Origin of the sequence: Paracoccus sp. KR1-242, from assembly GCF_049446195.1 — a bacterium.
Lineage (GTDB): Bacteria > Pseudomonadota > Alphaproteobacteria > Rhodobacterales > Rhodobacteraceae > Paracoccus > Paracoccus broussonetiae.
In genome coordinates this window covers 86,514-112,276 of sequence record NZ_JBMSED010000016.1, presented here as the reverse complement: position 1 = coordinate 112,276, position 25,763 = coordinate 86,514, and the positions used below count along the sequence as shown (strand labels likewise).

Genomic DNA, 25,763 nt, shown 5'->3' with positions numbered 1-25,763 from the left:
GGGAATCAGCGTGCAGCCTTGATGACCGGATCAAAATCGGCCGTGAACGATCCCTTGGCGTCGAATGTTTCGGGCAGTTCGCCCGCCTGCGCCAGAATGTCGATGAGACGCTGGTGGTGCGGGATCCCCTCGACCGAGGTCTGAAACTGCATCAGCGATTGCGACGCCAGAATTGCCGCGGTGTCCTCCGGCGCGATGCGCTGGAATCCGGTGTAATAATCCTTGCCCCACTCATCGCGATTTTCATTGCTCCATTCAGCGGCACGGATGGTCGCGCCGAGGAATTCGGCAATCGCGGCATGCTTGGCGGGATCCGCCAGCGCATCGGGACGGGCATAGATATACCAGGTGCCGGGCAGAAGCTCGCGCTCTCTCGGGTCGGCAATTGTGCTGGCCCCGATTTGCTGCACCAGACGCGTGACATGCGGTTCCTGCAGCACCGCCACATCGACTGACTGGGTGCGGATCGCGTCAGGCAGGTCGGCCACCCGCAACGGGACAAGCGTCACGTCCTTCAGCGTCAGACCGGCGCGGTTCAGCGCCTCGATCAGGAAGACTTGGCGCCCGGAACCTTCGATATAGCTGACGCGCTTGCCACGAAGCTGGGCCAGATCGTCGATCTTCAGCCCCGTGCGCGCCACAAGGTGATATTCGGATTTCTCGCGCTGGACGGTCGCGATGATGGGAAGCAGCGTTCCCGACGCCCTTGCCTGGATCGGGGGCGTGTCGCCTACATAGGCGATATCAAGGGCCCCTGCCCGCATCGCTTCGAGGATCGCGGGACCACCTGCGAAATTCGGCAATTCAAGATCCGACGTGATCTTGTCATCTTCACCACTGGCATCGAGCAGGTTGCGGATGAACTCGCTTTGGTCCGCAACGACCAGCTTGGTCCCAGCGGGCACCGTACCGGCAAGCGCGCCACCGGCAAGGAACAATGTCGCTGCAAGTGTCGTAAGAAAAGTGGTTTGCGCTGGCATTTGTCCGTCCATATCGCTGTTTCGGAGAAGATAATTCTATCCGGACAGAGAAACTTCAATCTCGATAATTGTGATCGTGAATATTTGGGACAGCTCCTTCGCCGAGGGCAACGGAAAGAGATGATCGTTTTCTTGGGACGCTGCCTGGCAGCAGTCATTTTCCGAATCTCGCGCTTGGGGAGAGCTGGCAGCCACCAAACTCTGATCGAAGATGTCGCGGTCCGGGGCTGGCACCCGCGCTTTCTTTTCGGCTAGGATCGCAGGGCTATGAAACTTTCAGGGTTCAGACGCGGTCCATGTCTTCATTCCACAGCACCTTCCCCGCATCAGTGCAGACGGCTACGGTCCGCTCATGAAGCCGGGCGGCAGTTCCGGCCTTCATGCCGTTGTAGGTTTCATCCGCGCCACGATCATCGGAGGGCTGGTGTTCCTGCTGCCCTTCGGCATCATCCTGATGGTCGTCGAAAGGCTTTACGCAGCGGCAAAACCTTTGGGCCGCGGCATTCACGATACGATGTTCCCCGGATCACCGTCACATATCTGGCCAGTCGTCTTCGCCGTACTGATCCTTTTGTCAGTGGCCTTCGTGTCCGGCATTTTCGCACGCAGCGCCCCGGGACGCAGGATGTTTCACTGGCTAGAAGGGGCATTTCTGACGCGACTGCCGCCCTATACCATCTTGCGGCAAATGATCGAAGACTTCTCAGAAAGCGGCCAAAGCCTGTCTGTGGGTGAGGCAAACACCGTCGTGCTGGTCAGGTTCGACGACTACAGCTGCACCGCCTTCCTGATCGAACGACGGCCAAACCGTGAGGTCGTGGTATTCCTTCCCGGCGCGCCATCGGCAACATCCGGCAGCGTCGCTATCGTCAGCGCCGACCGGATCCAGGAAACCGACCTTACCCCGATCGAGGTCATGCGCAGCATGCGTCGGCTGGGTCTTGGTCTGAACATTCGCTAGCCCTTCTGGACCTTGGTTCCATTGTGTTCTCGCTTCCGGCCCGGCTGTCGGTTGGTTGGTGCATGTCGAGGAGCTGGTTGATTGGCGTCGATTTGCTTGGCCTTGGCAGGCCGGCGCTGATCAGACCGAGGGGCTGAGCTGCGTATGATGGGTGCGCGATTGACGAACGGCATCTTGAGAAGATCAAGATCCCGCTCGCCCAAATCATATTTATCCGCATAATTAGCGACATGTGCGGATCACTATCGAGGACGGCCAAGTGTGGCTTCCCCGCGGGGAAGACTACTCAAGGCTCTCGAGCATAGTTCTCACCGCTGCCTCAAGCTTTCTACGATCCACGGCTGAGAAGTCGCGCGGCAGTCGAACCTCAAGCCTTCCATTTGCTGCGGTGCATTTCGCGCTGCCTTGGGGTCGCTGGATCTGGAAAGTCGTTCGCGCCTTGGCGGCCGGCGCGGGTGCCGATTTCGGCTCCGGTGGAGTTCCCTCTGCCAGCGCCCCCTGCCCCGCATAGCGCCGCAGAACGTCCAACTCGTCCGATACGCCGCGCGCGTCCCACCCATCCAGTTCCGCCCGGATCGCGGGAGCGGCCGCAGGAATTTCGTCAAGCTTTTGTGCCAGCGCCAGCCCAAGGGCGCGCGGTATTTGCGAAGCATGCAGAAGGCTGTCACCCAGCGCCTCCATCAACCGGATGAAGTTCCGGATATAGCTGCGCTTCTGATAACCGGCCGAGCGGAAAAGGATCGCAACGGCCTTCTCGGGGTCTCCTTCCGCGGTCTGCGGATCGGCGGCATAGCGGATCGCAAGCTGTGCCATCTCGGCAAAGGAGATGTCCTTGCGGACCATATTCTCGTCAACCATCCTGCGGTAAAGCTGTTCGAGCTCGTCACCTCGGGCTGCAATCCCGGCCGGGATCCGCCCCCAAGCCGCGACATCGCCCGTCTCGACCAGCAATGCGCGATAGGCCGACAGGCGGCGCCACCCTTGGATCAACTCATACCGCCCCCCCGCCGCAGGCTCGACGCGGATGGGGTTGGAAAGGCCGATTTCGCGGATGGACTGGATCAGTTCCTTCAACTCATCGTCTTCCCCTGGCGCGCGATCGCGCGTGAGTTTCAGGGCATCAATGGCGTCCAGATCGATGAGGTCGGTGATCAGTCCGGCGCGCTTCAAGCGGACATGTTCTTGCGCCAGGGCGTCATTTTCTGCCCGAATCTCCGCTTCAACACGCGAGCGCTCGCGACTTGACTCTGCGGTTTCGGCGATCGCGGTTGCCATCGGACCCCGGCGGACATCTTTCTCCTCCGCCTCGACCTTCCCTGCGGGGAAGCTCTCGACGGCTTCATCCGGCATGTCGATGTCAAACATGCGACGCTTCCGGCTCATGCCTGATCCTCCAGATTGGCCCACGCAGCGATGGTGTGGTTGCGGAATTCCTCATAGGCTTGATCAAAGGTCGCCCTCGCCCGGCGCCAGGTGCCACGCGTCATCTCGCGGTAGTCGATCTCATAGATCGATGAGAGGAAGCGCCCCGACTGCTCGACGGCGCGGGTCAGTTCGATCGGATGCTCGGCCATGCGTCCGGCAAAGACCTGCTTGAAGGCCACCATCATGGCCTGATGCAACTCGTTCGAGGGCTCAAAGCGCGTCATCAGAAAGCGAATATCAAGAAAGGCCTTCGGCAGACGGATCTTCCCCGTGGGGAAGTTCTCGAACCCGTGCGACAGATCCTCAAGTGCCTCGGAAAGCTGCCCGATGAAACTGGTCGTCGAATCGTATTCCCAGTAGCCCGGCCCCGACGGGATATAGAGCATGTCTGCAGCAAAGACGGCGTTCATTGACTGGTAGCCGATTGCTGGAGGGCAATCGAACAGAATAAGGTCATAGGCATCGTCCGCCAGAGCGTCCAGAAAGCGTGACACCGCACCAAAGAAGGTCCATTCCGGGTTCAGGTGTCGGTATTGCGCGCTCGCAAATTCGACGAAGGCAGCGTTGGCGCAACTGGGCACGATATCGATGGTCGGCCAAGCGGTCGACTTGATGAAGTCTGCAGGTCGCAAGGTCCCAAGCCCCATGTCCCGGATCGACGCCGGCAGCTTCCGACGGGGCAGGGCGGTGCCAGTCTCCGCACCCGCAGCGGCAGCATTCATACGATCCGTCTCGCGCTCAAGATCACGAGCCATGATTCCCCAGACGGTGTGATCCTCACCGACGTCGGTAAGTCCCATCGAGTGGGACAGCGTCGCCTGGGGATCAAAGTCGACGACCAAGACGCGATACCCGTCCAGCGCAGCGGCATGAGCAAAATGCAAAGCCACAGTTGATTTCCCGGCACCGCCCTTGAAGTTCGCGATCGCCGCGCGGAAAGCGCGCTTCCCCTCGGGCCTGGGCGGCATCAGCGTCTTGCGATTAATCTTGATACGCCGACGCAGTTCATTCACCTCCTCAAGCGAGAACCAGCGCTGACGACCATCCTCTTCAACTTCCCCGAGGGGAAGGTTCGGATCTGCCGCCAGCTTGCCCCGGAACGTCGACTGGTTGATGCGGAAGATCAGTTCCGACACCTCCCAGCTGGAGAAGCGGCGCAGGGTTTTCTCATTCGACGGGCTGAAGGTCTGTCGCCGGATCCACCCTTGCATCTTAAGAGACTGGGCCTGCAGCTTGGCGAGGTCATCGTGCGTATACATGTCTTGCCTGTGTATCTGGACGTAGATTTTCTTGTTCTTCCTATTTACGTCGAATTTGCATTCCATGCAAAAGGCGTTTTCAATGAATCCGTACTTTGCTCATTTTGCAGACTATCCGGGGACTTCTAGCGAATCGGCGCTAAACACCGAGATGCTCGAAACAAAGGAAAGTGGGGGACGCCTACTCGTGGCTGATGTGCAAAATGGGGGACAAAGTCACCCAAATACGGGCCATTCAGCCTGTCCCCCTATACCATTGATACCGATTTCTTTCTTGTTCTGCTGAAGAAAAGCCGCGATCTGGGCGACGTGCTTGACAGAATCGTCAAACAGGACGCAAATACACCCAAGGTGGCGAAAAGCGTTTGATTCCCCATCGAAGACCTGTGAGCAGAGCAGGCAAAGAAAACACAGCATCCGGAAAACCGGAGCAGGGGCAGCACATGCAGGTGATCCGTGCCGTTGGCCGAGAGGCGGCGGCAAAGAAATATGATTTGCTTTCCGCGATGATGGCGCACGCCCTCGCGGGGGACAAGCACCGGCAACGGCTTGTCCTGCGGCTGATGGTGTTGATCACGGCCAGGTATAACTGGCAACGGGACGAGCTGACCGTGGGGCAAAGAGAAGTGGCCCGCCTGTGGTGTGTCGACGAACGAACCGTCAAGCGAGATATGGCCCGCTTTCGAACGCTGGGCTGGGTCGAGGTGAAGCAACAAGGCGCGCGGGGCCGGGTCTCGGTGCTTGGGCTAAACCTGGACCGCATCCTTTTGGACACCAAACAGGAGTGGCAGAATATCGGTCCAGACTTCGTTGAACGTCTTGCCGGTCAGGACGCGACGGTATCCGATAATGTCGTTCCGTTGCATCGACCTGCACCGGTCCCACCGGCAGGGCAGGGGGTCTGGGCCGAAGCGTCGCAGCGCCTGCTGGCAGAAGACAGGGTGCTGTATGAAAGCTGGTTTTCGTCGATGACCGATGCAGGGATCGATAGCGGGTGTCTGACCCTTGTCGCCCCGACGCGTTTTCACGCCAACTATGTTCAGACTCATCTGTCCGAGAGGCTGCGGACGGCTGTGCGACGCTGCGACGGGACGATCCTTCGTGTCCGGGTCATTTCACCCTGACAGCTTTGTCGCGACGCTGCGAGTTGTGGTGTTCGCGGGAAGCAGATGTGCCTCCCGCGAAAGGTTCTCAGAAGCGCAGGCGAGGCAGTGAAAGCGCAGCGGCTGACCAGGCCAGGATCGAACACAGGGCAATGGCCGGAACCATGGTTTCGGCGGTGTTGTTGAGGAAAGGGCTGGTCACCGCGATCATCAACCCACCTGTCAGCATCTGAAAGGTCCCGCCGAGGGAGGATGCGAGCCCGGCGATATCGGGATGAGGATCCAACGACATGACCATGGCGGTCGGCATCACCAGGCCAAGGCAGGCGTTGCCCAGGAACAGGCCCGCGATGACAATGGGCAGGGCCGAGAAGCCCGACCACACCACAAGCGATAGCGCGACCATGATCCCGCAGAAGCCCGTGATGGCGAGAGAGATCACCCGCTCCATCCCGAACTTCTCGGCCAGCCGGGCCGCCAGCTGCGATGCCGAGAAAAAGCCGATCGCATTTATCGCGAAGGCGACCGAGAAGCCGGTAGGACTTAGCCCGTATTGTCGGGTATAGACAAAACTAGCCGAGGCCAGGAAGACGAAGAAGCTGGCCATGCCAAAGCCGCCGATCATCGTCAGACCCATGAAGCGCCGGTCCGACAGAAGCCGTTTCGCACCGCTGGCAATGGCGGCGAACCGGACCGGTTGGCGCCGCGCCACTGGCAGGGTCTCGGGCAAGACCATCACGATCAGCGTCAGGCTGATCAGTGCGGCAAAGGCGAGGATCGCGAAGATCTCGCGCCAACTGCCCCAGGCCATGACGATCGAACCTGTCAGCGGCGCCAGCATGGGTGAGACTGAGATCACGATCATGATGGTTGCCATGACGCGCGCCGCCTGTGGACCGGTTGCCACGTCGCGGATTACCGCACGCGGCACCGCCATCAATGCGGCAGCGCCAAGGCCCTGCAGCGCCCGCGCAGCGATCAGCCAGTTAATCGTGGGTGCAAGGCTTGCCGCAATGGCGGCGACCAGAAAGATGGAGACCCCGATCATCAGGGGACGTCTGCGCCCCAAGGCGTCGGCCATGGGGCCATAGATCATCTGCGCAAAGCCGAAGACGATGAAATACGCGGTCAGGGTCAAGGCCGCCCCGGCCTCGGTCGTGCCAAGGTCGGTGGCGACCTGGGGCAGGGCGGGAAGATACATGTCGATCGCAAATGGACCGACGGCGGAAAGCAGGCCCAGAACAAGGGCCATGCGGAACATGGGGTCACGCATCGGACTGCCTGTATGAGAAAGGTATAAGGAAAAGCGGCGCAGAATCGCGCCATGGGTATTCACCGCCGCCGCGTCGCATGTCTCACGCTACGCGTCGATTTTCAAGTCCTGAAACTAGAGGCGGTCGTGAAACGGGAAAAGGGACGCCACTGGCGTCCCTTTGTGGCTTTCCGTCGGAAGCGCTTCAGTTTCCGGCGGTGGCAGGCTTTTCGGCCGAGACTTCCGAGACGGGCTCGCCGGCATCGGGGCGAGCGCGGTCAAATTGCGCGGGGTGGACCTGGCCGAGCCAGGTCTCTGTCAGCGGTACGCCATCCCGCTGCAGATAAGCCCGGATATCGGCCGTCTCGACACCCTCGGCGGCGATGTCGTAGATCAGGCGCCATCTCCCGGTCCCAACCACGGGCAGGGCATAGGCCTGCACGATCTCGACGCCTTCGGGTACGCTGACCACTGGCTCTACCCCATCGTCTTGACCCAGCTTATCCAGGCCACCACCCTCGAAATCAATCGCAACCTTGAGGTGGCCACGCGGACGCGGCAGGCCGGGAACCCCTCCGGCCCCGATCCTTGTCGCAACCGTCCGCGCAAGCGGCTGCGACACGGGCGCATCGCCCATCCAGGTCAGGGTATAATCGAAATCAAGTTCCTGACCGGCCTGCGGCTTCTGCTCCGGATTCCAGAAGGTGACGATATTGTCATAGATTTCGTCATCCGTGGGGATTTCGACAAGCTGGACCTGACCCTTGCCCCAGTCGCCCTTCGGAGCAATCCAGACCGAAGCGCGCTTGTTGTAGAACACGCCGTCGTCTTCGTAGTTTTCGAAGCTGCGATCTCGTTGCAACAGTCCGAAGCCCTTGGGATTCTCGGTCATATAGCTTGAGGTCACCACCCGCGGTGGGTTCATCAGGGGGCGCCAGATCACCTCGCCGTTGCCCATGATCATTTTCAGACCATCGGCGTCATGAACTTCGGGGCGCCAGTCAAAGCCCAGGACGCGGTTCGTTTCTGAGTACCAGTACATCGAGGTCAGCGGACCGATCCCCAGTCGCTCGACCGAATTGCGGAAGAACAGGCGCGAGGAGATCTCCATCGTCTGGCCTTCGCCCTCGGCACCCTTGCTGATATCCATGCGATAGGCACCGGCGACCGAGGGGCTGTCCAGCAGCGCGTATATGGTAACGTCCGCACCACCGTCCTTGGGCTTTTCAATGTAGAATTCGGTAAATATCGGAAACTCTTCTGGCTCGCTCATGCCAGAGTTTATTGCCAGTCCGCGCGCGGACATTCCGTATTGACCCTCGGGCCCTGCGGTCCTGAAATAAGACGCACCAAGGAAACTGATCCAGTCAGTTTTAAGGTCTGCATTCATGAGACGGAATCCGGCGAATCCGGTTCCTCGGGTCAATTGCCTCGCAGGGCTGTCCGACGGCATGTCGAAGAAACGCGGATCATACTGGATCTCTCGGGACTTTCCATTTTCCACGATACTCATTTTGACCGGGTTTCGGAAATAAGTTCCCAAGTGAAAGAATTGAACCGGGACATCGCCAACCTTGACGGTCGTCTCGGGTCGAAAACTGATCCGCCAGTGCGCATCATAATCGATCTTGTCCAATACCTCCGGCTGCTCGACCTTGGGCGCGACATAAGGCTCTGCGGCGATCTTGCGGGCCCTGTCGGTCAGTTCCTCGAAGCTGAACTGCCGGGACTCGCCCAGGCTTGGCTGGAAGGATGAAGCCGCATCCTGGGCGAAGGCGGCACCTGTCGACGGCAGCAGCAGCGGCTGGCTCAGCGCGAGGGCCAAGGCGGCTGCGCAAAGGGCGGCGGGTCTGCGAAGGTGCAAGATCTGAACTCCGTTTCATGATCTGGGGCGCCGCGAAGGGCGCGTTTATGATGCCACATCGCTATGTTAGTCGGCCCCGTTCTGGCAAGAGGCTTCCGGGAAAGCGCCCCAAAGGCGCAAGGTCCCGCCGGCTTCGCCAAGGCAGGTCTGCCGGACTCCGCCGGCGCGATGGGATAATGTCATTTTTCGCATCCCCAATTTAGACATATCAACGGTTAACGGCACCTGTCCAAAACGACATGTCAGCAAGGATTGGCAGGGTTGGGGTTCGCGGATAAAAAGGATGACAAGCCCGGCAACTGTGTATCTTGCCCGGTGAGGTGGTCGAATGTGTTTGGTTTCAGAGTTTATGGTTAGCTCGACGATCTCGAACTTATTCTCCATCGACTAATTCGGTGCGCTCCCGTCGGAAGCGTGTCTGTTACTCTTGGTTTGGTGGAAGTTAACTATGGCGATTTACACGTTTAATGCTCTGCCCACCTGGGCATTTACCGATGCCGAAGGTTCCTATCATCCGTTCAATGACGGCTATATTCCGCCCGATGGCTCAAGCTGGGCTTTCGCGCAGGGGACCTTCACCTATAGCCGCGCGGATATGACGGCGATCACGATCAATGATACCGATGCCCAAGATACGCTGCTGAACGATTACACTGGCGGCGAGAATACCCAGCAATTGGTCGATCAGGTCAGCGATTTCCCCCCGGGGACTGTCGTGGAAAGCGAATTCCAGATCACCCTGACCGCAGAGGTTGATGGCGAAGTCAGGGAATATCGGCTGGTCGCCCTCAGCGCGAATGGCGTGGTGGTTGGCTATACCTTTGCAGGGGAATGGCCGCCCGAAGACACGCCGCTGACCTCGGTATGGCAAGGGGTGGAAGATTCGGACAACCAGACCTTCGATCCGTCGCAAAGCCAGGTCTGCTTCACGCGGGGCGTTCAGATCGCCACGCCGAATGGTCAAATCGCGATCGAGGATCTGAAGGTCGGCGACCTGGTCCTGACCCGCGACAATGGCCCGCAGCCCATTCGCTGGATCGGCTCTTCCAAGCTTTCGGCGCTGCGGCTCCTGGCGAACCCCAAGCTGCGCCCGATCCGCATTCGCGCCGGCGCGTTGGGGCAGGGTCTGCCGGTTCATGATCTGCTGGTCTCGCCGCAGCATCGTGTGCTGGTCCGCTCGAAAGTGGCGATGCGTATGTTTGGGGCGATGGAGGTGCTTGCTGCGGCGAAGCAACTCTTGCAGCTTGATGGCATCGACATCGCGACGGACATGGCCGAGGTCGAATACTTCCACATGCTCTTCGATCAGCACGAGATCGTCACTTCGAACGGTGCTGAAACCGAGTCGCTTTATCCCGGCCCGCAGGCGCTGAAATCTGTCGGTCCTGCCGCCGTGCAAGAGATCTATCAGCTGTTCCCTGAGCTTCGGAATTTGGATCACGTTCCCTCGGCGGCGCGTCAACTGCTGTCCGGGCGCGAGGCGCGCAAGCTGGCCGTTCGCCTAGCCCAGAACCACCGCCCAGTGGTGGCGCCGCAATAAAACGATCCAAGACCTGCTCTGCGCGCGCCCCGCTTGAACACGGGGCGCGCGTTTTCATATCCAGCGGCTGCTTCGCCGCAGCGACAGAAGGCGCAGATCCGTCCCGCAGACGCGCGGAATGGACTTCTTCGCACCGGCCGCCAAGCCGGTGTGCCCAACTGCAACTTCGCAGAACCGTCACCGTATTCTCAACCCAACGCCACATTCGGGGCGCAAAGGCCTTGCGACTTCTGGGGAAATTTGCCCCGGACCAATGCAAGAGGGAAGAATGCACATCAACCGTCGCCACACCCTGGGCCTGTTCGGTGCCGCCGCTGGCTCGCTTATCCTGCCGCGCCGTCTGATGGCGCAGGGCCAGCGCCGCGAGATCACGATCGCGGTGCAGAAGATCACCAACAACAACACGCTCGATATCTGGAACGAACAGTCGAACGTGGGCGAACGCGTCTTCTTCCCGAACCTGTGGGAAGGGTTGATCCTGCGCGACTGGATGGGCAATCAGGGTCCCGTTCCCGGACTCGCAACCGAATGGCGGCGCCTGGACGATAAGACGATCGAACTGAAGCTGCGCCAGGGTGTCCGCTTTCACAACGGCGACGAGTTGACGGCCGAAGACGTGGTCTTCTCGTTCTCGGACGAACGGCTGTTTGCCGGAACCGAGCCGGCTGGTGGCAAGACGCTGTATGAAGAAAGCTTCAAGCCGCAAAGCGCCAAGGAACTGCCTGCCAACATTCCCGGCATCGCCCGCCGCCTGTGGCCGGCGCTGCGCGGCGTCGAAGCGGTCGACAAATATACGGTCCGTTTCCACAATGCGACGCCCGACGTGACGCTTGAGGGTCGGCTCTATGCCTTTGGCTCGCAGATCGCGAACAAGCGGGCCTGGGACGAGGCCGCAAGCTATGCCGCTTGGGCCGCAAAGCCCGTGACCACCGGCCCCTATATGGTCGAGGACTATCGTCCCGACGTTTCGCTGACATTGGTGGCCTTTGACGATTACTGGGGTGGCCGTCCCCCGCTGGCGCGCATCCGCTTCGTCGAAGTACCCGAGGTCGCGAGCCGCGTTAACGGTCTTCTGTCCGGCGAATATGACTTTGCCTGTGACCTTCCGCCGGACCAGATCGCGACCGTTCAGGCGGCTCCGGGGCTGCAGGTTCAGTCGTCGACCATCTGGAACCACCGTGTCACCGTCTTCAACAAGCAGAACGAAATCCTGGCCGATCCCCTGGTCCGCCGCGCGTTTACCCACTCGATCGACCGCAAGGCCATTGTTGATGCGCTGTGGGGTGGGCAGACCGAAATCCCCGCCGGAATGCAGTTTGACAGCTTCAAGACCTCGGACATGTTCGTCGAAGGATGGACAGTGCCGGAGTACAACCCTGAACTGGCACGCGATCTGCTCAAGCAGGCGGGCTACAAGGGTGATCCGATCCCGTATCGGCTGTTGAACAATTACTATACCAACCAGACCCCCACGGCTCAGATCCTGGTCGAGATGTGGAAACAGGTTGGGCTCAACGTCGAGATCCAGATGAAAGAGAACTGGGCCCAGATCCATGATCCCGAGGGGGTCAAGGGCGTTCGCGACTGGTCGGCCTCGAACAACATCAACGACCCGATCACCCCCTTGGTGGTGCAGTTCGGCCCGAACGGCGAGGCGCAGCAGAAGCGCGACTTCTGGAATGATGAGGTCAATCAGCTTTCGATTGTCATGGAAACTTCGACCAGCCATGCCGACCGGAAGAAGGCGTTCGCCCGGCTGCTGGAAATCTGCGAGCGCGAGGATCCGGCCTATACCGTCCTGCACCAGAACGCGGTCTTCACCGGGATGAAGGCCGACCTGAACTGGAAGGCTGCGCCGGCCTTCGCGATGGATTTCCGCTCTTCAAACTGGAACGCGTGATCACGACGGGGCAGGGCGGCGACGCGTCGTCCTGCCCCCAACTTTCGACCCAGCAAGACAGGAGGGCGGCGCATGACGTTCGTCTCCATCCGGGACCTGAAGGTGGCCTTCGATGGCGTGCCGGTCCTGCACGGAATCGATTTCGACATTGACAGGGGCGAGGCCATCGGGCTGGTCGGCGAAAGCGGCTGCGGCAAGTCCGTCACCTGGCTTGCCGCGCTTGGCCTGCTGCCCGGCAAGGCAAGGATTCAGGGTTCGGTCCGGCTTGAGGGGCAGGAGCTGGTCGGCGCATCGCGGTCGTCATTGGAGCGCGTTCGGGGTGCCCGTATCGCGATGATCTTCCAGGATCCCTCATCCTCGCTGAACCCCGTCCAGCGCGTCGGGCGACAAATCGGCGAAAGCCTGCGCCTGCATCGTGGCCTGCGCGGTTCCGCGGCACGGTCCGAGACCCTGCGCCTGATGGACATGGTCGGTATTCCCGCTGCGAAAAGCCGGATCGATCTTTATCCACACGAGTTTTCTGGCGGCCAGTGCCAGCGCATCATGATTGCGATGGCGCTGGCGGGCCAGCCGGATCTGCTGATCGCCGATGAACCGACGACCGCACTGGATGCCACCATCCAGGCGCAGATCCTTGAACTTCTGTCCGAATTGCGGCGTCAGACCGGCATGGCGCTGGTCTTTATCAGTCATGATCTGGGCGCCGTTTCTGCGGTCTGCGACCGTGCTGCGGTGATGTATGCCGGCCGGATTGTCGAGGCGAATGACATCCACAGCCTGTTTGCCACCCCATCGCATCCCTATACTCAGGGCTTGTTCCGGGCGATCCCCGATCTGGATGCGGGGACATCACGCCTGCGCCCTATCGAAGGCACGGTTCCCGACCCGCGCGCCCTGCCACCGGGATGCGCCTTCGCCCCGCGCTGCGGCGCGGTTTCACCGATTTGCGCGAACTACTCGCCGGAGTTGAAGGAGCAAAGATCAGGCGGTCATGTCGCCTGCTTCCACCCCGTCCATGCGGCAAGGGGGGGTGCCCCAGCGTTTCAGGGTGTTCCGGCATGAGCGCGCTGCTGCAGGCGCGGGGGTTGGTTCAGTGCTATGTCACCGCGAAGCCTCTGTTTGGCATGGCGACCGAGGTCCGGGCCGTCGACGGTATCGATCTGACCCTGCGCGAGGGTGAAATCCTGGGCATCGTCGGGGAAAGCGGTTCGGGCAAGTCGACCCTGGGACGGATGCTGCTGGGGCTGGAAACGCCCCATCAGGGCGATGTGCATTATCGCGGACAGCCAATGCCCGTGCCGGGTTCCCCCGAGTGGCGCCGCCTTCGTGCCGAAATGCAGCTTATCTTTCAGGATCCACTGGCAGCGCTGGACAGGCGCATGACCATCATTCGCCAGATTGCCGAGCCGTTGGAGATCCACGGCCTGGCCAAGGGTGAGCAAGCCAAGGCGCGCGCCGCCGAACTGATGCTCCGGGTCGGTCTGCGCAGCGATCAGGGGGATCGCTACCCGCATGAGCTGTCTGGTGGGCAGCGACAGCGCGTGGTCATCGCCCGCGCATTGGCCACAGGCCCACGCTTCCTGGTCTGTGATGAGCCGGTCTCGGCGCTCGATGTCTCGATTCAGGCGCAGGTGGTGAATCTGCTGCGGGATTTACAGCAACACGAGCGGATGGGAATGGTCTTCATCAGTCATGACCTGAAGGTCGTCCGCAATATCTGCGACCGGGTTGCGGTGATGTATCTGGGCCGCGTGGTCGAGGAAGCGCCTGCGGACCGCATCTTCACCGATCCGCGCCATCCTTATACGCGGGCGCTGGTATCTTCGATTCCGAAGCCGGGACAAGGTCTCGACAGGCGGATCATCCTGACTGGCGAGCCGCCCGACCCCGCGCAGCGACCGGCGGGCTGCGCCTTCCATCCGCGCTGCGCTTTGGCCGACGCGCGCTGCGCCGCAATCCAGCCGCAGCTGCAAATCCACGACGGACGGCTTGCCGCCTGCCTGAAGCTGGGCCCAGCCCGGCAATCCGCCGCCTGAGGTCCCCATGATACGCTTCATCCTTGCAAAGCTTGCCCGCGCGGTGCTGACCATCCTGCTGGTGATGACCTTTGCCTTCATCGTGTTGCGCATGTCGGGCGATCCCGCGCAGATCCTGCTGGGGCCGGACGCTCCTCAGGACGCGGTTGATGCGTTCCGCGCGCGCTGGGGGCTGAACGATCCGATTTGGCAGCAATATCTGGCCTATCTGAAGCAGATCCTCAGCTTCGATTTCGGTATCTCGATGCGGGACCAGTCACCGGCCATCGATCTTGTTCTTGCACGGATCCCGGCCACCCTGGCCCTGACCGTGCCCGCGCTGATCCTGAAACTGGCGATCGGCATTCCCGCCGGCGTCTATGCCGCGCTGCATCGCCAATCGATTGCGGATCGGGGGGTCATCATGATGTCGATCTTCGGCTTCACCATCCCCTCGTTTGTCCTGGGACTGGTGCTGGTCCTGATCTTCGCGGTCAAGCTGGACTGGCTGCCCTCGGGCGGGCAGGACAGCTGGCGTCACGCGATCCTGCCCATCGCGACGCTTTCCGTCGGTGGCATCGGCATCCTCGCGCGGTTTTCACGCTCGGCGATGATTGAGGTTCTGGGCCAGCCCTATATCCGCACCGCGATGGCCAAGGGCTTGCCCTGGCGCGAGGTGGTCTGGCGCCACGCCCTTCCGAATGCAGCCGTTCCCATCGTCACGCTGGTCGGTTTCATGGTCGGCGCACTGATTGCAGGCGCGGTCGTGGTCGAAAGCATCTTTTCATGGCCCGGCGTCGGCAGGCTGATCGTCGTCTCGGTCGCGAACCGCGATCTTGCCGTGGTGCAATGCCTGCTTCTGGTAATCGCAGCATCGATGGTGGTCGCGAACCTGCTGGTCGATTTCGCCTATGGCCTGCTGGATCCCCGCCTCCGCGCCAAGGCCGCTGCGCATTGAGGACTGAATGATGACGACTGCAACCGTTCTTCCCGCCCCCCGGCTGGTGACCCGCCTGCGCATCAAGGCCCCCGTGCTGGTCGTGCTTTCGGCGACCTGGCTTGCGCTGATGGTCCTGACGGCGGTCTTTGCCGACCAGCTTCGGCCCTACGACATCACGCGCATGGATTTGACGGCGCGACTGGCCCCAATGGGCACGCCGGGACACTGGCTGGGCACGGACGAACTTGGGCGTGACCTGCTGTCGCGCCTGATTCAATCCATCCGCGTCTCGCTGATCATTGCATTCGGTGCGACGGTCCTCTCTGCGCTTTTCGGCACGACGCTGGGATTTCTTGCGGCCCAGTTTCGGGGCTGGGTCGAGAATCTCGTCATGGCCTTGGCCGATTTTCAGGCTGCGCTGCCTTTCATGATCATGTCGCTGGCGGTGCTGGCATTCTTCGGATCGTCGATGGTCCTGCTTGTCTGCCTGATGGGATTTTACGGCTGGGAGCGTTATGCTCGCATTGCCCGCGGTCTTGCCATCTCGGCCTCGGCACAGGGATATGCAGCGGCGGTGGTACAGCTTGGGGCGACCCCGCGGCGGGTTTATCTTCGGCACATACTTCCGAACGTGGCCTCGACCCTGATCGTCTCGATGACGCTGACCTTCCCGGAGATCATCCTGATGGAATCCGGTCTCAGCTTTCTGGGACTTGGGGTGCAGCCACCACAGACCTCACTGGGCAACATGGTCGGTTTCGGGCGCGAGTATCTGACCCGCGCGCCCTGGATCATGCTGGCGCCGTCGTTCGTCATCGTTGTCACCACGCTCAGCGTGTCGCTGCTGGGCGACTGGCTGCGCGACCGACTGGACCCCACAACCCGCTAAGGAAATCTTCAACATGTCCAAGATCATGGCGCATCGCGGCGCCCGCAACCTTTGGGCCGAAAACTCGGCGCATGGCTTTCGCCAGACGGTGGCGCATGGCTTCGACGCGATCGAGTTCGACGTGCACCTGACCGATGCCGAAGAATTGGTCGTCATTCATGACGCCACGCTTGACCGCACGACCGATGGCACGGGCCCGGTCCGGCACCTGACGCCCGAGTCGCGCAAGACCCTGCGCTTGCGCGGCCCGGACGGCGCGTTGATTGCCGAAGGCGTGCCCAGCCTTGCCGAGGTGCTGGACATCCTCTCGCCACATCCGGTCGATCTGTATGTCGAGCTGAAATCGGACGAGACGGGTCGGCCATATCCCGGCATGGTCGCGAAGATTGCCGAGATCCTGCGCGCACGGGGCTTGCAAAGCCGCTCGGTCCTGCACAGCTTCGACATTACCGTGGTGCGTGAAATCCGCGAAATGGCCCCCGAATTCGGCTGTCTGATCTCGGTCAACCGCGAATGGGCCGAGAGGCAGGGTGGCATCGGGGCCTTTCTTTCCGACGTCGAGGGGCTGGTGGATGTCGTCGGCATCCATCATGAACTCTACGAAGCCGAGTTTGAGCTGATCGAGCGTTTGCGCCCGATCGGGGCAACCTCGGTCTGGACGGTCAATGACTCCGACCTGATCCGGCGCTGGATTGCGCGGGGTCCGGGTTTTGTCGTGTCGGACAATCCCGTCCTGGTACGAGAACTGATGAACGAGGACTGCCCCGCATGACCTATTCCGCCATTTTGTTCGACTGCGACGGTGTCCTTCTGGACAGCGAGCCATTGGGTTGCGAGGCGCTGGCACAGGCGATCACCGCCGCCGGTCACCCGATGACGCGCGAGCAGGCGACGCAGATCTTTTCCGGGAACGGCGCAGATGCGAGCCTTGCCTGGATGGAGCAGGCGGGTCTGCACGCCCAAAGCGTCTTCGCCCGCGCGGATGAACTTCTTTTCGAGATGTTCGATCACGCGATCCCGCTTATTCCGGGGATCGAGCAGATAATGCGTGATTTCGACCTGCCCATGGCGGTCTGTTCGAATTCGAACCTGCGGCGGCTGGACAGGTCGTTGGTGCGCACGTCGCTGGCCGCGCGCTTCGGTCCACATATCTATTCCGCCGAACAGGTGGCGCGCGCCAAGCCGGCCCCCGACCTTGCGATTTTCGCCGCGGGGCGGTTGGGCATCCGCCCAGAGCAGGCGATATTCATTGACGACAACCCCCATGGCATCCTTTGCGCGCGCGAGGCGGGGTGCCTGGCGGTCGGCTTCATCGGCCCGTCGGAGCATCGCGCCAACCATGCCGATGTGCTTGCCGCCGCGGGTGCGGATCACATCGTTTACGGCATGGCGGATTTCCATGCCCTCCTTCGTGACCTTTCCATTCCCCTTTGCAAGAAATTGGCCTGATCATGACCGACCTTCCCCTGCTTGGCGCCGCCCTTCCGACCTCGGAACTGGAGCATTTTCAGGACTTCATCCTGTCGCAGGATCGCGACCTTGAGCTGCAGGATTTCTTCGATGCGGAGCTGCTCAATGGCGACTGGAAACAGGTTGCCGACCGCGCCAAGGCACTACTGTCGGGCTACAAGGGCCGGTTGGGCATCCACGGCCCGTTCTGGGGCCTGAACATTGCAAGCCCGGATCCCGACCTGCGGGTGGTGATCGCGCGGAAATTCCTGCAAGGGCTTGAGGTCTGCGAATATCTGGGCGCGACCCAGATGGTGATCCACTCGCCCTATACTGCGTGGGATTTCAATAACCTGGACAATTTCTCGCACCGTTCGGCCTATGACTTCGTGGTCGAGAACTGCCACACGACCATGTCCGAGGTCGTGCGTCGCGCCGAAGATATCGGGACAACGCTGGTGATCGAGAATATCGAGGACAAGGACCCGGACATTCGCCGCATCCTTGCGGACAGCTTCAACTCGGCCGCCGTGGCCGTCTCGATCGACACCGGTCACGCTCATTACGCGCATGGCACGAACGGGGCGCCGCCGGTCGATTTCTATGTCCGGCGGGCAGGAGACCGTTTGCAGCATGTCCACCTGCAGGATGCGGATGGCTATGCCGACCGGCACTGGGCGATCGGCGAAGGCACCATCCGTTGGGCCGCCGTGTTCCGGGCCTTGGGCGAGTTCTCGTCGAACCCGCGCCTCATCCTTGAGCTGCGCGACAAGTCGGGGATCCTGCCGTCGGTCGAATGGCTGAACCGCCTGGGACTTGCGCGCTAGATCGCGGCATCCGGCCCCGACAGTTCGGCGGAAAGCCTTTTCAGCGCGGCAAGGGCGTGTTCCCGGCTTTCGTCGCGCTGCACCTCCGGGTGCTCGATATAGGCGCAGGTCAGGACCGCGATTGCTTCGTTGCCGGGGCCAAAGACCGGAACGCTCAGGTCGGTGACGCCGACCAGCTGCCCCGAAGGTTCGACCCGCGCGCCTTGTTCGCGAACCGTCGCAAGATGCGCGGCGACAGCCCGCAACTGGCGTTCGGCCGAGGATACCCCCCACAGGCCAAGGGTCTGCAGGATGCGTTCGGGCTTCTGGAACGCAAGCAGCGCAAGGCCGGATCCTGTCGTGAACAGGCCGACCTGACCGCCGATGCGGGCGCGGAATTCCCAATGTCCAGTGGGGCTGGCCTGGGCGACAACGATGCCGGTCCCCTGTTCGGGCACGACCAGATGGCAGGACTGCCGCAGGTCACGCGCGAAATCATCCATCAGGGGCTGGGCCTGCGCAACCAGCCGGCGCAGCGGCGGATGCCGGGTTGCCAGCAGATACAGCCGCATCGTCAGAGCATAGCGATCCCCACCTTCGATCCGCGTGACATATCCGCGGGCGACCAGCCGCTCCAGCATCCGATAGATCTGCGATGGGCTAAGGCCCATTGCCTTCACGATCTCGGCCCTGGTCAGTCCGCGCGCCTGGTCGGCCAGAACCTCCAGAATGTCGAGTCCCTTGTCCAGCGCGGGGGCGCGATAACGGTCTGCGGGAGCTTCCTGATTCTCGTCGGACATGGCTTTTCCTCCTCCGAAAAAACAGTTGCCACATATGTTCATATGTGGATAGCATATTCATATAAGAACATGGCGGACGACTGGGGAGGGTCTGATGCGGCTGAAGGACAAGGTGATCCTGGTGACGGCAGCTGGCCAGGGGATCGGACGCGCCAGCGCATTGGCCCTTGCCGCCGAAGGTGCAAAAGTCATCGCCACCGACATCAACGCGGACCTGCTGATCGGCCTTGACGTCATCGCGACCGAGGTACTGGACGTCACCGATGCAGAAGCCATCAAGACGATCGCGGCCAGGGTGGGACCGCTTGACGGGCTCTTCAACTGCGCGGGCGTCGTCCATAACGGCGCGCTTCTGGATATCGACGACAAGGACTGGGACTTTGCCTTCAGCCTGAATGTCACCGCCATGATGCGCCTTTGTCGGGCCGTCCTGCCGGGGATGCTGGACCGCGCGGCGGTCACCGGAACGGCGTCGATCGTGAACATGGCGTCGATGGCGTCTTCGATCAAAGGTTTTACCAATCGCACCACCTACGGCGCATCCAAGGCCGCGGTGATCGGGCTGACCAAAGGCATCGCTGCCGATTACGTCAAGCAGGGAATCCGCTGCAACGCATTGTGTCCGGGCACGGTCGACACGCCCAGCCTGCGCGGTCGCATCGCGGCCGCTGCGGACCCGGTGCAGGCGGAAAAGGACTTCATCGCCCGTCAACCGATGGGACGGCTTGCGACCGTCGACGATATCGTGCCGATGGTCGTGTATCTGCTGTCGGACGAAAGCCGCTTTGTCTCGGGTCAGGCGATGCTGGTCGATGGGGGCGTAATGATCTGATCCAAGCGTTTCGTGGTCAGGGGAGGGACGGCGATGCAGAAACTTGACGGCGATTGCGGGCATCGGCGAACCGACCGCAGTCCTGGGGGGACGCCATGACGGATCTTGTGCGGATGGAGGGGATCGACAAGCGATTTCCCGGCGTCCACGCGCTGAAGTCGGTCAGCTTCGACCTGCGCGCGGGCGAAGTGCATGCGCTGATGGGTGAAAATGGTGCCGGCAAGTCCACCCTGATGAAGATCCTGTCCGGGGTTTATCATGCGGACGAAGGCCGCATCCTGATCGACGGGGCCGAAGTCACGCTGCCGACCCCCAAAGCCGCGCAGGATCAGGGCATCGGCATCATCCACCAGGAACTCGCCCTGATGCGGGACCTGACAGTGGCGCAGAACATCTTCATCGGGCGTGAGCCCCGGCTGTCCTTTGGCCGGTTGGACGAAGCAAAGCTGAACCGCGACGCCGCCTCGATCTTCGAGGCGATGCATATCCGCATGGACCCGCGCGCCCCGGTGGGCGGTCTGACCATCGCGCGCCAGCAGATGGTCGAAATCGCCAAGGCGCTCAGCTATCGCTCTCGCGTATTGATCATGGACGAGCCGACCGCGGCCCTGAACGATGCCGAGATCGCCGAGCTTTTCGCGATCATCCGCAAGCTTCGCTCCGAAGGCGTCGGCATCATCTATATCAGCCACAAGATGGATGAGATCAAACGCATCTCGGACCGAGTGACGGTGATGCGGGACGGTGCCTATGTCGGGACCGTCGAGGCGGCGGATACGCCCATCTCGAAGATCATCTCGATGATGGTCGGGCGCGAATTGACGGACGAAACCGCGACGATTCCCGATCTGTCGCGGGCGGAAACCGCGCTTGAGGTGCGCCACCTGTCGCGCGGACGCGAACTTCGGGATATCGGATTTTCGGTGAAACGGGGCGAGATCCTGGGCTTCGCCGGCCTGATGGGCGCCGGACGGACCGAGCTTGCCCGCGCGATCTTCGGCGCCGAACCCGCGACGCAGGGCGAGATTCTGGTCCACGGAAAACCCGTGCAGATCGGCACACCCGCGGATGCCGTCCGCGCCGGCATCGGCTATCTGTCCGAGGACCGCAAGCATTACGGGTTGGCCCTTGGCATGGATGTGCGCGCCAATATCGCGATGGCCAGCCTGCCACGTTATACCGATCGGCTGGGCCGCATCGATGAGGCGGGCTTGGGAAAGGTCGCGGGCGATTACATCCGCGCGCTCAGCATCCGCACACCCGGCGACCGGCAGGAGGTGCGTCTGCTGTCCGGTGGCAACCAGCAGAAGGTCGTCATTGCGAAATGGCTGCTGCGGGACTGCGACATCCTGATATTCGACGAACCGACACGCGGCATCGACGTGGGAGCAAAGGCAGAGATCTATCGCCTCCTGAACGAGCTGGCGGCAGCGGGCAAGGCGATCATCGTGATCTCCAGCGAATTGCCCGAGGTGCTGCGTTTGTCCCACCGGATCGCCGTCATGTGCGAGGGACGGCTGACCGGCATCCTGCCCGGCGGTGCCTCGCAAGAAGAAATCATGGCTCTGGCCACCAAACGAGAGGGGCTTGCCGCAGAATGATGGTCGAGGAGACAGCGAAGATGGGCGAGAAGCAGGCCCGCCGCGGCGCGGCCCAACAAAAGCTGCTGGCCTTCGCCAGCCTTATCGTGCTGGTGGTTGGCTTCTCGCTGGCCAGTCCCCGCTTCTTTCAGGTCGATAACATCATGTCGATCCTGCAAGCCACCTCGGTCAACGGGGTGCTGGCGGTCGGGGTGACGATGATCATCATCACCGGTGGTATCGACCTGTCGATCGGCACGCTGATGACCTTTTGCGCGGTGATGACGGGCGTGGTGCTGACATGGCTGGGGGCGCCGCTGCTGCTTGGCGTCGCGGCAGGGATGGCGACTGGCGCGATATGTGGCCTGATCTCGGGGACTCTGGTCGCCAAGGCCAAGATACCGCCTTTCATCGCCACCCTTGGCATGATGCTGGTGCTGAAGGGCCTGTCGCTGATCGTGACCGGTACGAAGCCCATCTATTTCAACGATACCGAGGGCTATACCGAGATCTCGCAGGGATCACTTGTCGGGAAGATCATCCCTCAATTTCCGCTGCCGAACGGGGTGCTGATCCTGTTCCTTGTCGCGGGCATCATCGCATGGGTGCTGGGCCGGACCGTGCTGGGACGCTATACTTTTGCCCTCGGCTCGAACGAAGAGGCGGTGCGCCTGTCTGGCGTCAATACCGACCGCTGGAAAATGGCGATCTATGCCCTGGCCGGCGCGATCTGCGGGATCGGCGGCATCCTGATCTCCAGCAGACTGAACTCTGCCCAACCGGCCCTGGGTCTCGGATACGAGCTTGAAGCCATCGCGGCCGTGGTCATCGGGGGCACGTCCCTGTCGGGTGGGCGCGGCACGATCACCGGTACTCTGGTCGGGGCGCTCATCATGTCGGTGCTGACCAACGGCCTGCGGGTCCTTTCGGTCGCACCCGAATGGCAGACTGTCGTCACCGGTATCATCATCATTGTCGCCGTCTATGCGGACCAGCTTCGCCGGCGCTCAGCCAACTGATTTCACCGTGAACATCAGGGAGGAAAACATGTTCACAAGACGCAGACTGATCGGCGCGGCAACCGCGCTGGCACTGATGGCCGGGGCGGGCGGCGCGATGGCCCAGGATAAGCCCTACATCGCGCTGATCTCCAAGGGTTTCCAGCACCAGTTCTGGCAGGCCGTGAAGATCGGAGCCGACAAGGCAGGCGCGGAACTGGGGGTCGATGTCAGCTTCGAGGGGCCGGATAACGAGACCCAGGTCGACAAACAGATCGACATGCTGGCCGCCGCGCTCGCCAAGCAGCCGACCGCCGTCGGCTTCGCCGCGCTGGACAGCCAGGCAGCAATTCCCCTGCTGAAAAAGGCCCAGGCAAGCAATATCCCGGTCATCGCCTTCGACTCCGGTGTCGACAGCGACATTCCGGTTGCGACCGCCTCGACGAACAACATTGCCGCGGCGGCCATGGCTGCAGACAAGATGGGCGAACTGATCGGCGGCGAAGGCAAGATCGCGGTCGTGGGTCACAGCCAGACCTCGCTGACCGGGATCCACCGTCGCGACGGCTTTGTCGACGAGATCAAGGCGAAATTCCCGAACATTGAGATCGTGACCATCGAATATGGCGATGGCGACCACCTGAAATCGACCGAGATCACCAAGGCGATCCTGGCTGCCAATCCCGACATCAAGGGGATCTTCGGCACCAACGAGGGCTCGGCCATCGGCGTGCTGAACGGCGTGCGCGAGATGAAGGCCAAGGTCGTGGTGATCGGCTTCGATTCTGGCAAGGCGCAGAAGGACGCGATCCGCGACGGCTCGATGGCGGGCGCGATCACCCAGAACCCGGTCGGCATCGGCTATGAGACAGTGAAAGCCGCCGTCGCTGTATCGAAGGGTGAGAAAGTCGAGAAGAACATCGATACCGGCTTCTACTGGTATGACAAGTCGAACATCGACGCGCCGGAAATCGCGGCGGTCCTGTACGACTGATCGGCAACTCGCCGGGGGCGGACCGCCCCCGGCCCATAGAATGAGGACAAGATGACGCCCAGATGCGACGGCCGCCCCAGCCGGCAAGAGGTTAAGGCATGACCACGATCACCGGCCTGCGCACCGTCGATGTGCGTTTCCCGACCAGCCAGCATCTGGATGGCTCGGACGCGATGAACCCGGATCCGGATTACTCGGCCGCCTATGTCATCCTGGAAACCGACAGCCCGCATGAAGGTCACGGGCTGACCTTCACCATCGGGCGCGGGAACGAGATCTGCGTCGCCGCGATCGAGGCGCTGCGGCCCATCGTGACGGGCCTGGACTTGGGCTGGATCGCGCAGGATATGGGCCGCTTCTGGCGGCACATCACCTCGGACAGCCAGTTAAGATGGATCGGTCCGGACAAGGGCGCGATCCATCTTGCCACGGGTGCGGTCGTGAACGCCGTCTGGGATCTATGGGCCAAATCCGAGGGCAAGCCGGTCTGGCAGCTCGTGGCCGAGATGTCGCCCGCCGAACTGGTCCGCTGTATCGATTTCCGCTACCTGACCGATTGCATCACCCCGGAATGGGCGCTCGATTTCCTGACCAAGCAGGCCGAGGGCAAGACGGCGCGCATCGCCACCCTGAAAGCCGAGGGCTATCCCTGCTACACGACCAGCGCGGGCTGGCTCGGCTATGATGACGAGAAGCTGCGCCGCCTGTGCCGCGAGGCGGTCGATGCGGGTTTCCGGCACATCAAGATGAAGGTCGGTCGCGATCTGGAGGATGACATCCGGCGTCTGACCATCGCCCGGGACGAGATCGGCCCCGACGTCAACCTGATGATCGACGCCAACCAGGTGTGGGAGGTCGATCAGGCCATCGACTGGGTCGGCAAGCTTGCCTTCGCCAAGCCGTGGTTCATCGAAGAGCCGACCAGTCCCGATGATGTCGAGGGACACCGCAAGATCCGCGAGGGCGTCGCCCCGGTGCAGGTTGCGACCGGCGAGATGTGCCAGAACAGGATCATGTTCAAGCAATTCATCATGCGCGGTGCGATCGACGTGGTGCAGATCGATTCATGCCGCATGGGCGGTCTGAACGAAGTTCTGGCCGTGATGCTGATGGCCGCGAAATACGGGCTGAAGGTCTGTCCCCATGCGGGGGGCGTCGGCCTGTGCGAGTATGTCCAGCACATGTCGATGATCGACTATCTCTGCATCGCCGGCACGCGTGAAGGTCGGGTCATCGAATATGTCGACCACCTGCACGAGCATTTCCTTGATCCCTGCACGATCCGGGACGCGGCCTATATGCCGCCCTCGATGCCGGGCTTCTCGATCGAGATGAAGCCGGAAAGCCTTGAAACCTATCGCTTCCGGGGGAAATGATGGACCTGCATCTGAAAGACAGGCTGGTCGTCGTAACCGGCGGCGGCTCGGGGATCGGCGCCGGGATTACCGAGGTTTTGCGCGAAGAAGGGGCGCGGGTCGTCATTCTGTCCCGGAGTGCCCCGGAGGCCGAGTGGTTGCAGAAGACAGGCGCGGATTTCCTGAAGGTCGAGCTATCCGACGATGCCGCCTGCCGCGCAGCAGTGGACGAGCTGCGCCGCAGCCACGGCCCGGTGTACGGACTGGTCAACAACGCGGGGGCAAATGACGGTGTAGGTCTGGACAAGGGACCGGATGCGTTCCGAGCCAGCCTGGACCAGAACCTGATCCACTATTACCAGATGGTGCACCTGTTGCAGGAGGATCTGAAATCCTCGCAGGGGGCGATCGTCAACATCACCTCGAAAACGGCGCTGACGGGGCAGGGGGGGACCTCTGCCTATGTCGCGGCCAAGGCGGCGCAATTGGGACTGACCCGCGAATGGGCGGTCGAGTTCCTGCCCCACGCGGTGCGAGTCAACGCCATTGTCGTGGCCGAGGTGATGACGCCGCTTTACCGCCGCTGGCTGGATACCATGCCCGATCCAGATGCCCGACTGGGCGCGATCACGCGGAACATTCCGCTGGGCCAGCGCATGACCACGGCACGGGAAATCGCGGATTGCTGTGCCTTTCTGCTGTCGGATCGGGCCAGTCACATGACCGGACAATGGCTGCATCCCGATGGCGGTTATGTGCATCTGGACCGCGCCATCGCGCAATAGCGGGCCATATCTGGGGGCTGTTCGCGGATGGGAAAA

Annotated in this window: 23 protein-coding genes; 17 read left to right on the top strand and 6 right to left on the bottom strand. The window is 61.8% G+C overall.

What is annotated here, in order from left to right:
* Nucleotides 1-5 precede the first annotated feature (5 nt).
* A complete protein-coding gene (locus tag ACO2Q4_RS21440) occupies nt 6-980 on the bottom strand; it encodes an ABC transporter substrate-binding protein (RefSeq protein ID WP_423321819.1) in 975 nt (324 codons plus the stop codon).
* Between the two features lie 352 nt (nt 981-1,332).
* Here ACO2Q4_RS21440 and ACO2Q4_RS21435 point away from each other — a divergent pair, with 352 nt between their 5' ends.
* Nucleotides 1,333-1,941: a DUF502 domain-containing protein gene (locus tag ACO2Q4_RS21435; RefSeq protein WP_395135424.1), complete on the top strand. Its 609-nt coding sequence runs from the start codon at nt 1,333-1,335 to the stop codon at nt 1,939-1,941.
* A 282-nt stretch (nt 1,942-2,223) separates the two neighbouring features.
* Here ACO2Q4_RS21435 and ACO2Q4_RS21430 read toward each other — a convergent pair whose 3' ends face one another.
* A complete protein-coding gene (locus ACO2Q4_RS21430) occupies nt 2,224-3,324 on the bottom strand; it encodes a ParB/RepB/Spo0J family partition protein (protein WP_423321817.1) in 1,101 nt (366 codons plus the stop codon).
* Nucleotides 3,321-4,625, bottom strand: a complete 1,305-nt coding sequence (locus ACO2Q4_RS21425; RefSeq protein ID WP_311761091.1) for an AAA family ATPase — start codon at nt 4,623-4,625, stop codon at nt 3,321-3,323. The genes ACO2Q4_RS21430 and ACO2Q4_RS21425 overlap by 4 nt, the downstream gene beginning before the upstream one ends.
* 443 nt (nt 4,626-5,068) lie before the next feature.
* Here ACO2Q4_RS21425 and ACO2Q4_RS21420 point away from each other — a divergent pair, with 443 nt between their 5' ends.
* Entirely contained in the window at nt 5,069-5,749 is a 681-nt protein-coding gene (locus ACO2Q4_RS21420) for a DnaA N-terminal domain-containing protein (protein WP_311760998.1), read from the top strand.
* Between the two features lie 67 nt (nt 5,750-5,816).
* Here ACO2Q4_RS21420 and ACO2Q4_RS21415 read toward each other — a convergent pair whose 3' ends face one another.
* The gene (locus ACO2Q4_RS21415; protein WP_395135428.1) at nt 5,817-7,001 is read right to left on the bottom strand and encodes a multidrug effflux MFS transporter; all 1,185 of its coding nucleotides are present in this window, start codon (nt 6,999-7,001) and stop codon (nt 5,817-5,819) included.
* Between the two features lie 184 nt (nt 7,002-7,185).
* Nucleotides 7,186-8,844, bottom strand: coding sequence for a glucan biosynthesis protein (locus tag ACO2Q4_RS21410; protein WP_423321815.1), 1,659 nt, complete (start codon nt 8,842-8,844; stop codon nt 7,186-7,188).
* Nucleotides 8,845-9,292: 448 nt separating this feature from the next.
* On the opposite strand from ACO2Q4_RS21410, the gene ACO2Q4_RS21405 reads away from it, so the two are divergent.
* The 9 genes from ACO2Q4_RS21405 (at nt 9,293) to ACO2Q4_RS21365 (ending at nt 18,404) form a co-directional block, all read left to right on the top strand.
* The gene (locus tag ACO2Q4_RS21405) at nt 9,293-10,384 is read left to right on the top strand and encodes a Hint domain-containing protein (RefSeq protein WP_395135430.1); all 1,092 of its coding nucleotides are present in this window, start codon (nt 9,293-9,295) and stop codon (nt 10,382-10,384) included.
* Nucleotides 10,385-10,652: 268 nt separating this feature from the next.
* The gene (locus tag ACO2Q4_RS21400; RefSeq protein ID WP_423321813.1) at nt 10,653-12,284 is read left to right on the top strand and encodes an ABC transporter substrate-binding protein; all 1,632 of its coding nucleotides are present in this window, start codon (nt 10,653-10,655) and stop codon (nt 12,282-12,284) included.
* Nucleotides 12,285-12,356: 72 nt separating this feature from the next.
* Nucleotides 12,357-13,346, top strand: a complete 990-nt coding sequence (locus ACO2Q4_RS21395; protein WP_423321811.1) for an ABC transporter ATP-binding protein — start codon at nt 12,357-12,359, stop codon at nt 13,344-13,346.
* On the top strand, nt 13,343-14,320 hold the full coding sequence (locus ACO2Q4_RS21390; protein ID WP_423321809.1) for an ABC transporter ATP-binding protein: 978 nt from the start codon (nt 13,343-13,345) through the stop codon (nt 14,318-14,320). The genes ACO2Q4_RS21395 and ACO2Q4_RS21390 overlap by 4 nt, the downstream gene beginning before the upstream one ends.
* 7 nt (nt 14,321-14,327) lie before the next feature.
* Nucleotides 14,328-15,257 carry an ABC transporter permease gene (locus ACO2Q4_RS21385; protein WP_423321807.1) on the top strand — a complete coding sequence of 310 codons (930 nt, stop codon included), beginning with the start codon at nt 14,328-14,330 and terminating at the stop codon, nt 15,255-15,257.
* A 10-nt stretch (nt 15,258-15,267) separates the two neighbouring features.
* Nucleotides 15,268-16,128 (top strand): ABC transporter permease, encoded by an 861-nt coding sequence (locus tag ACO2Q4_RS21380; protein ID WP_311761006.1) that lies wholly within the window; start codon nt 15,268-15,270, stop codon nt 16,126-16,128.
* A gap of 13 nt (nt 16,129-16,141) precedes the next feature.
* The gene (locus ACO2Q4_RS21375; RefSeq protein ID WP_423321805.1) at nt 16,142-16,900 is read left to right on the top strand and encodes a glycerophosphodiester phosphodiesterase family protein; all 759 of its coding nucleotides are present in this window, start codon (nt 16,142-16,144) and stop codon (nt 16,898-16,900) included.
* On the top strand, nt 16,897-17,577 hold the full coding sequence (locus ACO2Q4_RS21370; protein ID WP_311761008.1) for an HAD family hydrolase: 681 nt from the start codon (nt 16,897-16,899) through the stop codon (nt 17,575-17,577). Before ACO2Q4_RS21375 ends, ACO2Q4_RS21370 begins: the two co-directional genes overlap by 4 nt.
* 2 nt (nt 17,578-17,579) lie before the next feature.
* Nucleotides 17,580-18,404: a sugar phosphate isomerase/epimerase family protein gene (locus ACO2Q4_RS21365; RefSeq protein WP_423321803.1), complete on the top strand. Its 825-nt coding sequence runs from the start codon at nt 17,580-17,582 to the stop codon at nt 18,402-18,404.
* On the opposite strand, the gene ACO2Q4_RS21360 is transcribed toward ACO2Q4_RS21365, so the two are convergent.
* Nucleotides 18,401-19,183, bottom strand: a complete 783-nt coding sequence (locus ACO2Q4_RS21360; protein WP_423321801.1) for an IclR family transcriptional regulator — start codon at nt 19,181-19,183, stop codon at nt 18,401-18,403. The two genes, ACO2Q4_RS21365 and ACO2Q4_RS21360, sit on opposite strands and share 4 nt — an antisense overlap.
* 94 nt (nt 19,184-19,277) lie before the next feature.
* On the opposite strand from ACO2Q4_RS21360, the gene ACO2Q4_RS21355 reads away from it, so the two are divergent.
* The 6 genes from ACO2Q4_RS21355 to ACO2Q4_RS21330 all read left to right on the top strand — a co-directional run bounded on the left by ACO2Q4_RS21355 (nt 19,278) and on the right by ACO2Q4_RS21330 (nt 25,727).
* Nucleotides 19,278-20,015, top strand: a complete 738-nt coding sequence (locus ACO2Q4_RS21355; RefSeq protein ID WP_423321799.1) for an SDR family oxidoreductase — start codon at nt 19,278-19,280, stop codon at nt 20,013-20,015.
* Between the two features lie 95 nt (nt 20,016-20,110).
* Nucleotides 20,111-21,616: a sugar ABC transporter ATP-binding protein gene (locus ACO2Q4_RS21350; protein ID WP_423321797.1), complete on the top strand. Its 1,506-nt coding sequence runs from the start codon at nt 20,111-20,113 to the stop codon at nt 21,614-21,616.
* A 20-nt stretch (nt 21,617-21,636) separates the two neighbouring features.
* On the top strand, nt 21,637-22,614 hold the full coding sequence (locus ACO2Q4_RS21345) for an ABC transporter permease (protein WP_423321795.1): 978 nt from the start codon (nt 21,637-21,639) through the stop codon (nt 22,612-22,614).
* A gap of 28 nt (nt 22,615-22,642) precedes the next feature.
* Complete coding sequence (locus ACO2Q4_RS21340) at nt 22,643-23,587, top strand: ABC transporter substrate-binding protein (RefSeq protein ID WP_395135442.1); 945 nt, start codon at nt 22,643-22,645, stop codon at nt 23,585-23,587.
* 98 nt (nt 23,588-23,685) lie between these two features.
* Nucleotides 23,686-24,963, top strand: coding sequence for an L-fuconate dehydratase (locus ACO2Q4_RS21335; protein ID WP_395135443.1), 1,278 nt, complete (start codon nt 23,686-23,688; stop codon nt 24,961-24,963).
* Nucleotides 24,963-25,727 carry an SDR family oxidoreductase gene (locus tag ACO2Q4_RS21330; RefSeq protein ID WP_423321793.1) on the top strand — a complete coding sequence of 255 codons (765 nt, stop codon included), beginning with the start codon at nt 24,963-24,965 and terminating at the stop codon, nt 25,725-25,727. Before ACO2Q4_RS21335 ends, ACO2Q4_RS21330 begins: the two co-directional genes overlap by 1 nt.
* Nucleotides 25,728-25,763: the final 36 nt, after the last annotated feature.

Bases quoted from the DNA above. Each gene is read 5' to 3' on its own strand.
- ACO2Q4_RS21435 (WP_395135424.1), top strand. From the start codon at position 1,333: ATGAAGCCGGGCGGCAGTTCCGGCCTTCATGCCGTTGTAGGTTTCATC.
- ACO2Q4_RS21425 (WP_311761091.1), bottom strand. From the start codon at position 4,625: ATGTATACGCACGATGACCTCGCCAAGCTGCAGGCCCAGTCTCTTAAG.
- ACO2Q4_RS21360 (WP_423321801.1), bottom strand. From the start codon at position 19,183: ATGTCCGACGAGAATCAGGAAGCTCCCGCAGACCGTTATCGCGCCCCC.
- ACO2Q4_RS21420 (WP_311760998.1), top strand. From the start codon at position 5,069: ATGCAGGTGATCCGTGCCGTTGGCCGAGAGGCGGCGGCAAAGAAATAT.
- ACO2Q4_RS21340 (WP_395135442.1), top strand. From the start codon at position 22,643: ATGTTCACAAGACGCAGACTGATCGGCGCGGCAACCGCGCTGGCACTG.
- ACO2Q4_RS21440 (WP_423321819.1), bottom strand. From the start codon at position 980: ATGCCAGCGCAAACCACTTTTCTTACGACACTTGCAGCGACATTGTTC.
- ACO2Q4_RS21415 (WP_395135428.1), bottom strand. From the start codon at position 7,001: ATGCGTGACCCCATGTTCCGCATGGCCCTTGTTCTGGGCCTGCTTTCC.
- ACO2Q4_RS21380 (WP_311761006.1), top strand. From the start codon at position 15,268: ATGACGACTGCAACCGTTCTTCCCGCCCCCCGGCTGGTGACCCGCCTG.
- ACO2Q4_RS21355 (WP_423321799.1), top strand. From the start codon at position 19,278: ATGCGGCTGAAGGACAAGGTGATCCTGGTGACGGCAGCTGGCCAGGGG.
- ACO2Q4_RS21390 (WP_423321809.1), top strand. From the start codon at position 13,343: ATGAGCGCGCTGCTGCAGGCGCGGGGGTTGGTTCAGTGCTATGTCACC.
- ACO2Q4_RS21430 (WP_423321817.1), bottom strand. From the start codon at position 3,324: ATGAGCCGGAAGCGTCGCATGTTTGACATCGACATGCCGGATGAAGCC.
- ACO2Q4_RS21370 (WP_311761008.1), top strand. From the start codon at position 16,897: ATGACCTATTCCGCCATTTTGTTCGACTGCGACGGTGTCCTTCTGGAC.
- ACO2Q4_RS21335 (WP_395135443.1), top strand. From the start codon at position 23,686: ATGACCACGATCACCGGCCTGCGCACCGTCGATGTGCGTTTCCCGACC.
- ACO2Q4_RS21385 (WP_423321807.1), top strand. From the start codon at position 14,328: ATGATACGCTTCATCCTTGCAAAGCTTGCCCGCGCGGTGCTGACCATC.
- ACO2Q4_RS21395 (WP_423321811.1), top strand. From the start codon at position 12,357: ATGACGTTCGTCTCCATCCGGGACCTGAAGGTGGCCTTCGATGGCGTG.
- ACO2Q4_RS21400 (WP_423321813.1), top strand. From the start codon at position 10,653: ATGCACATCAACCGTCGCCACACCCTGGGCCTGTTCGGTGCCGCCGCT.
- ACO2Q4_RS21365 (WP_423321803.1), top strand. From the start codon at position 17,580: ATGACCGACCTTCCCCTGCTTGGCGCCGCCCTTCCGACCTCGGAACTG.
- ACO2Q4_RS21405 (WP_395135430.1), top strand. From the start codon at position 9,293: ATGGCGATTTACACGTTTAATGCTCTGCCCACCTGGGCATTTACCGAT.
- ACO2Q4_RS21345 (WP_423321795.1), top strand. From the start codon at position 21,637: ATGGGCGAGAAGCAGGCCCGCCGCGGCGCGGCCCAACAAAAGCTGCTG.
- ACO2Q4_RS21330 (WP_423321793.1), top strand. From the start codon at position 24,963: ATGGACCTGCATCTGAAAGACAGGCTGGTCGTCGTAACCGGCGGCGGC.
- ACO2Q4_RS21375 (WP_423321805.1), top strand. From the start codon at position 16,142: ATGTCCAAGATCATGGCGCATCGCGGCGCCCGCAACCTTTGGGCCGAA.
- ACO2Q4_RS21350 (WP_423321797.1), top strand. From the start codon at position 20,111: ATGACGGATCTTGTGCGGATGGAGGGGATCGACAAGCGATTTCCCGGC.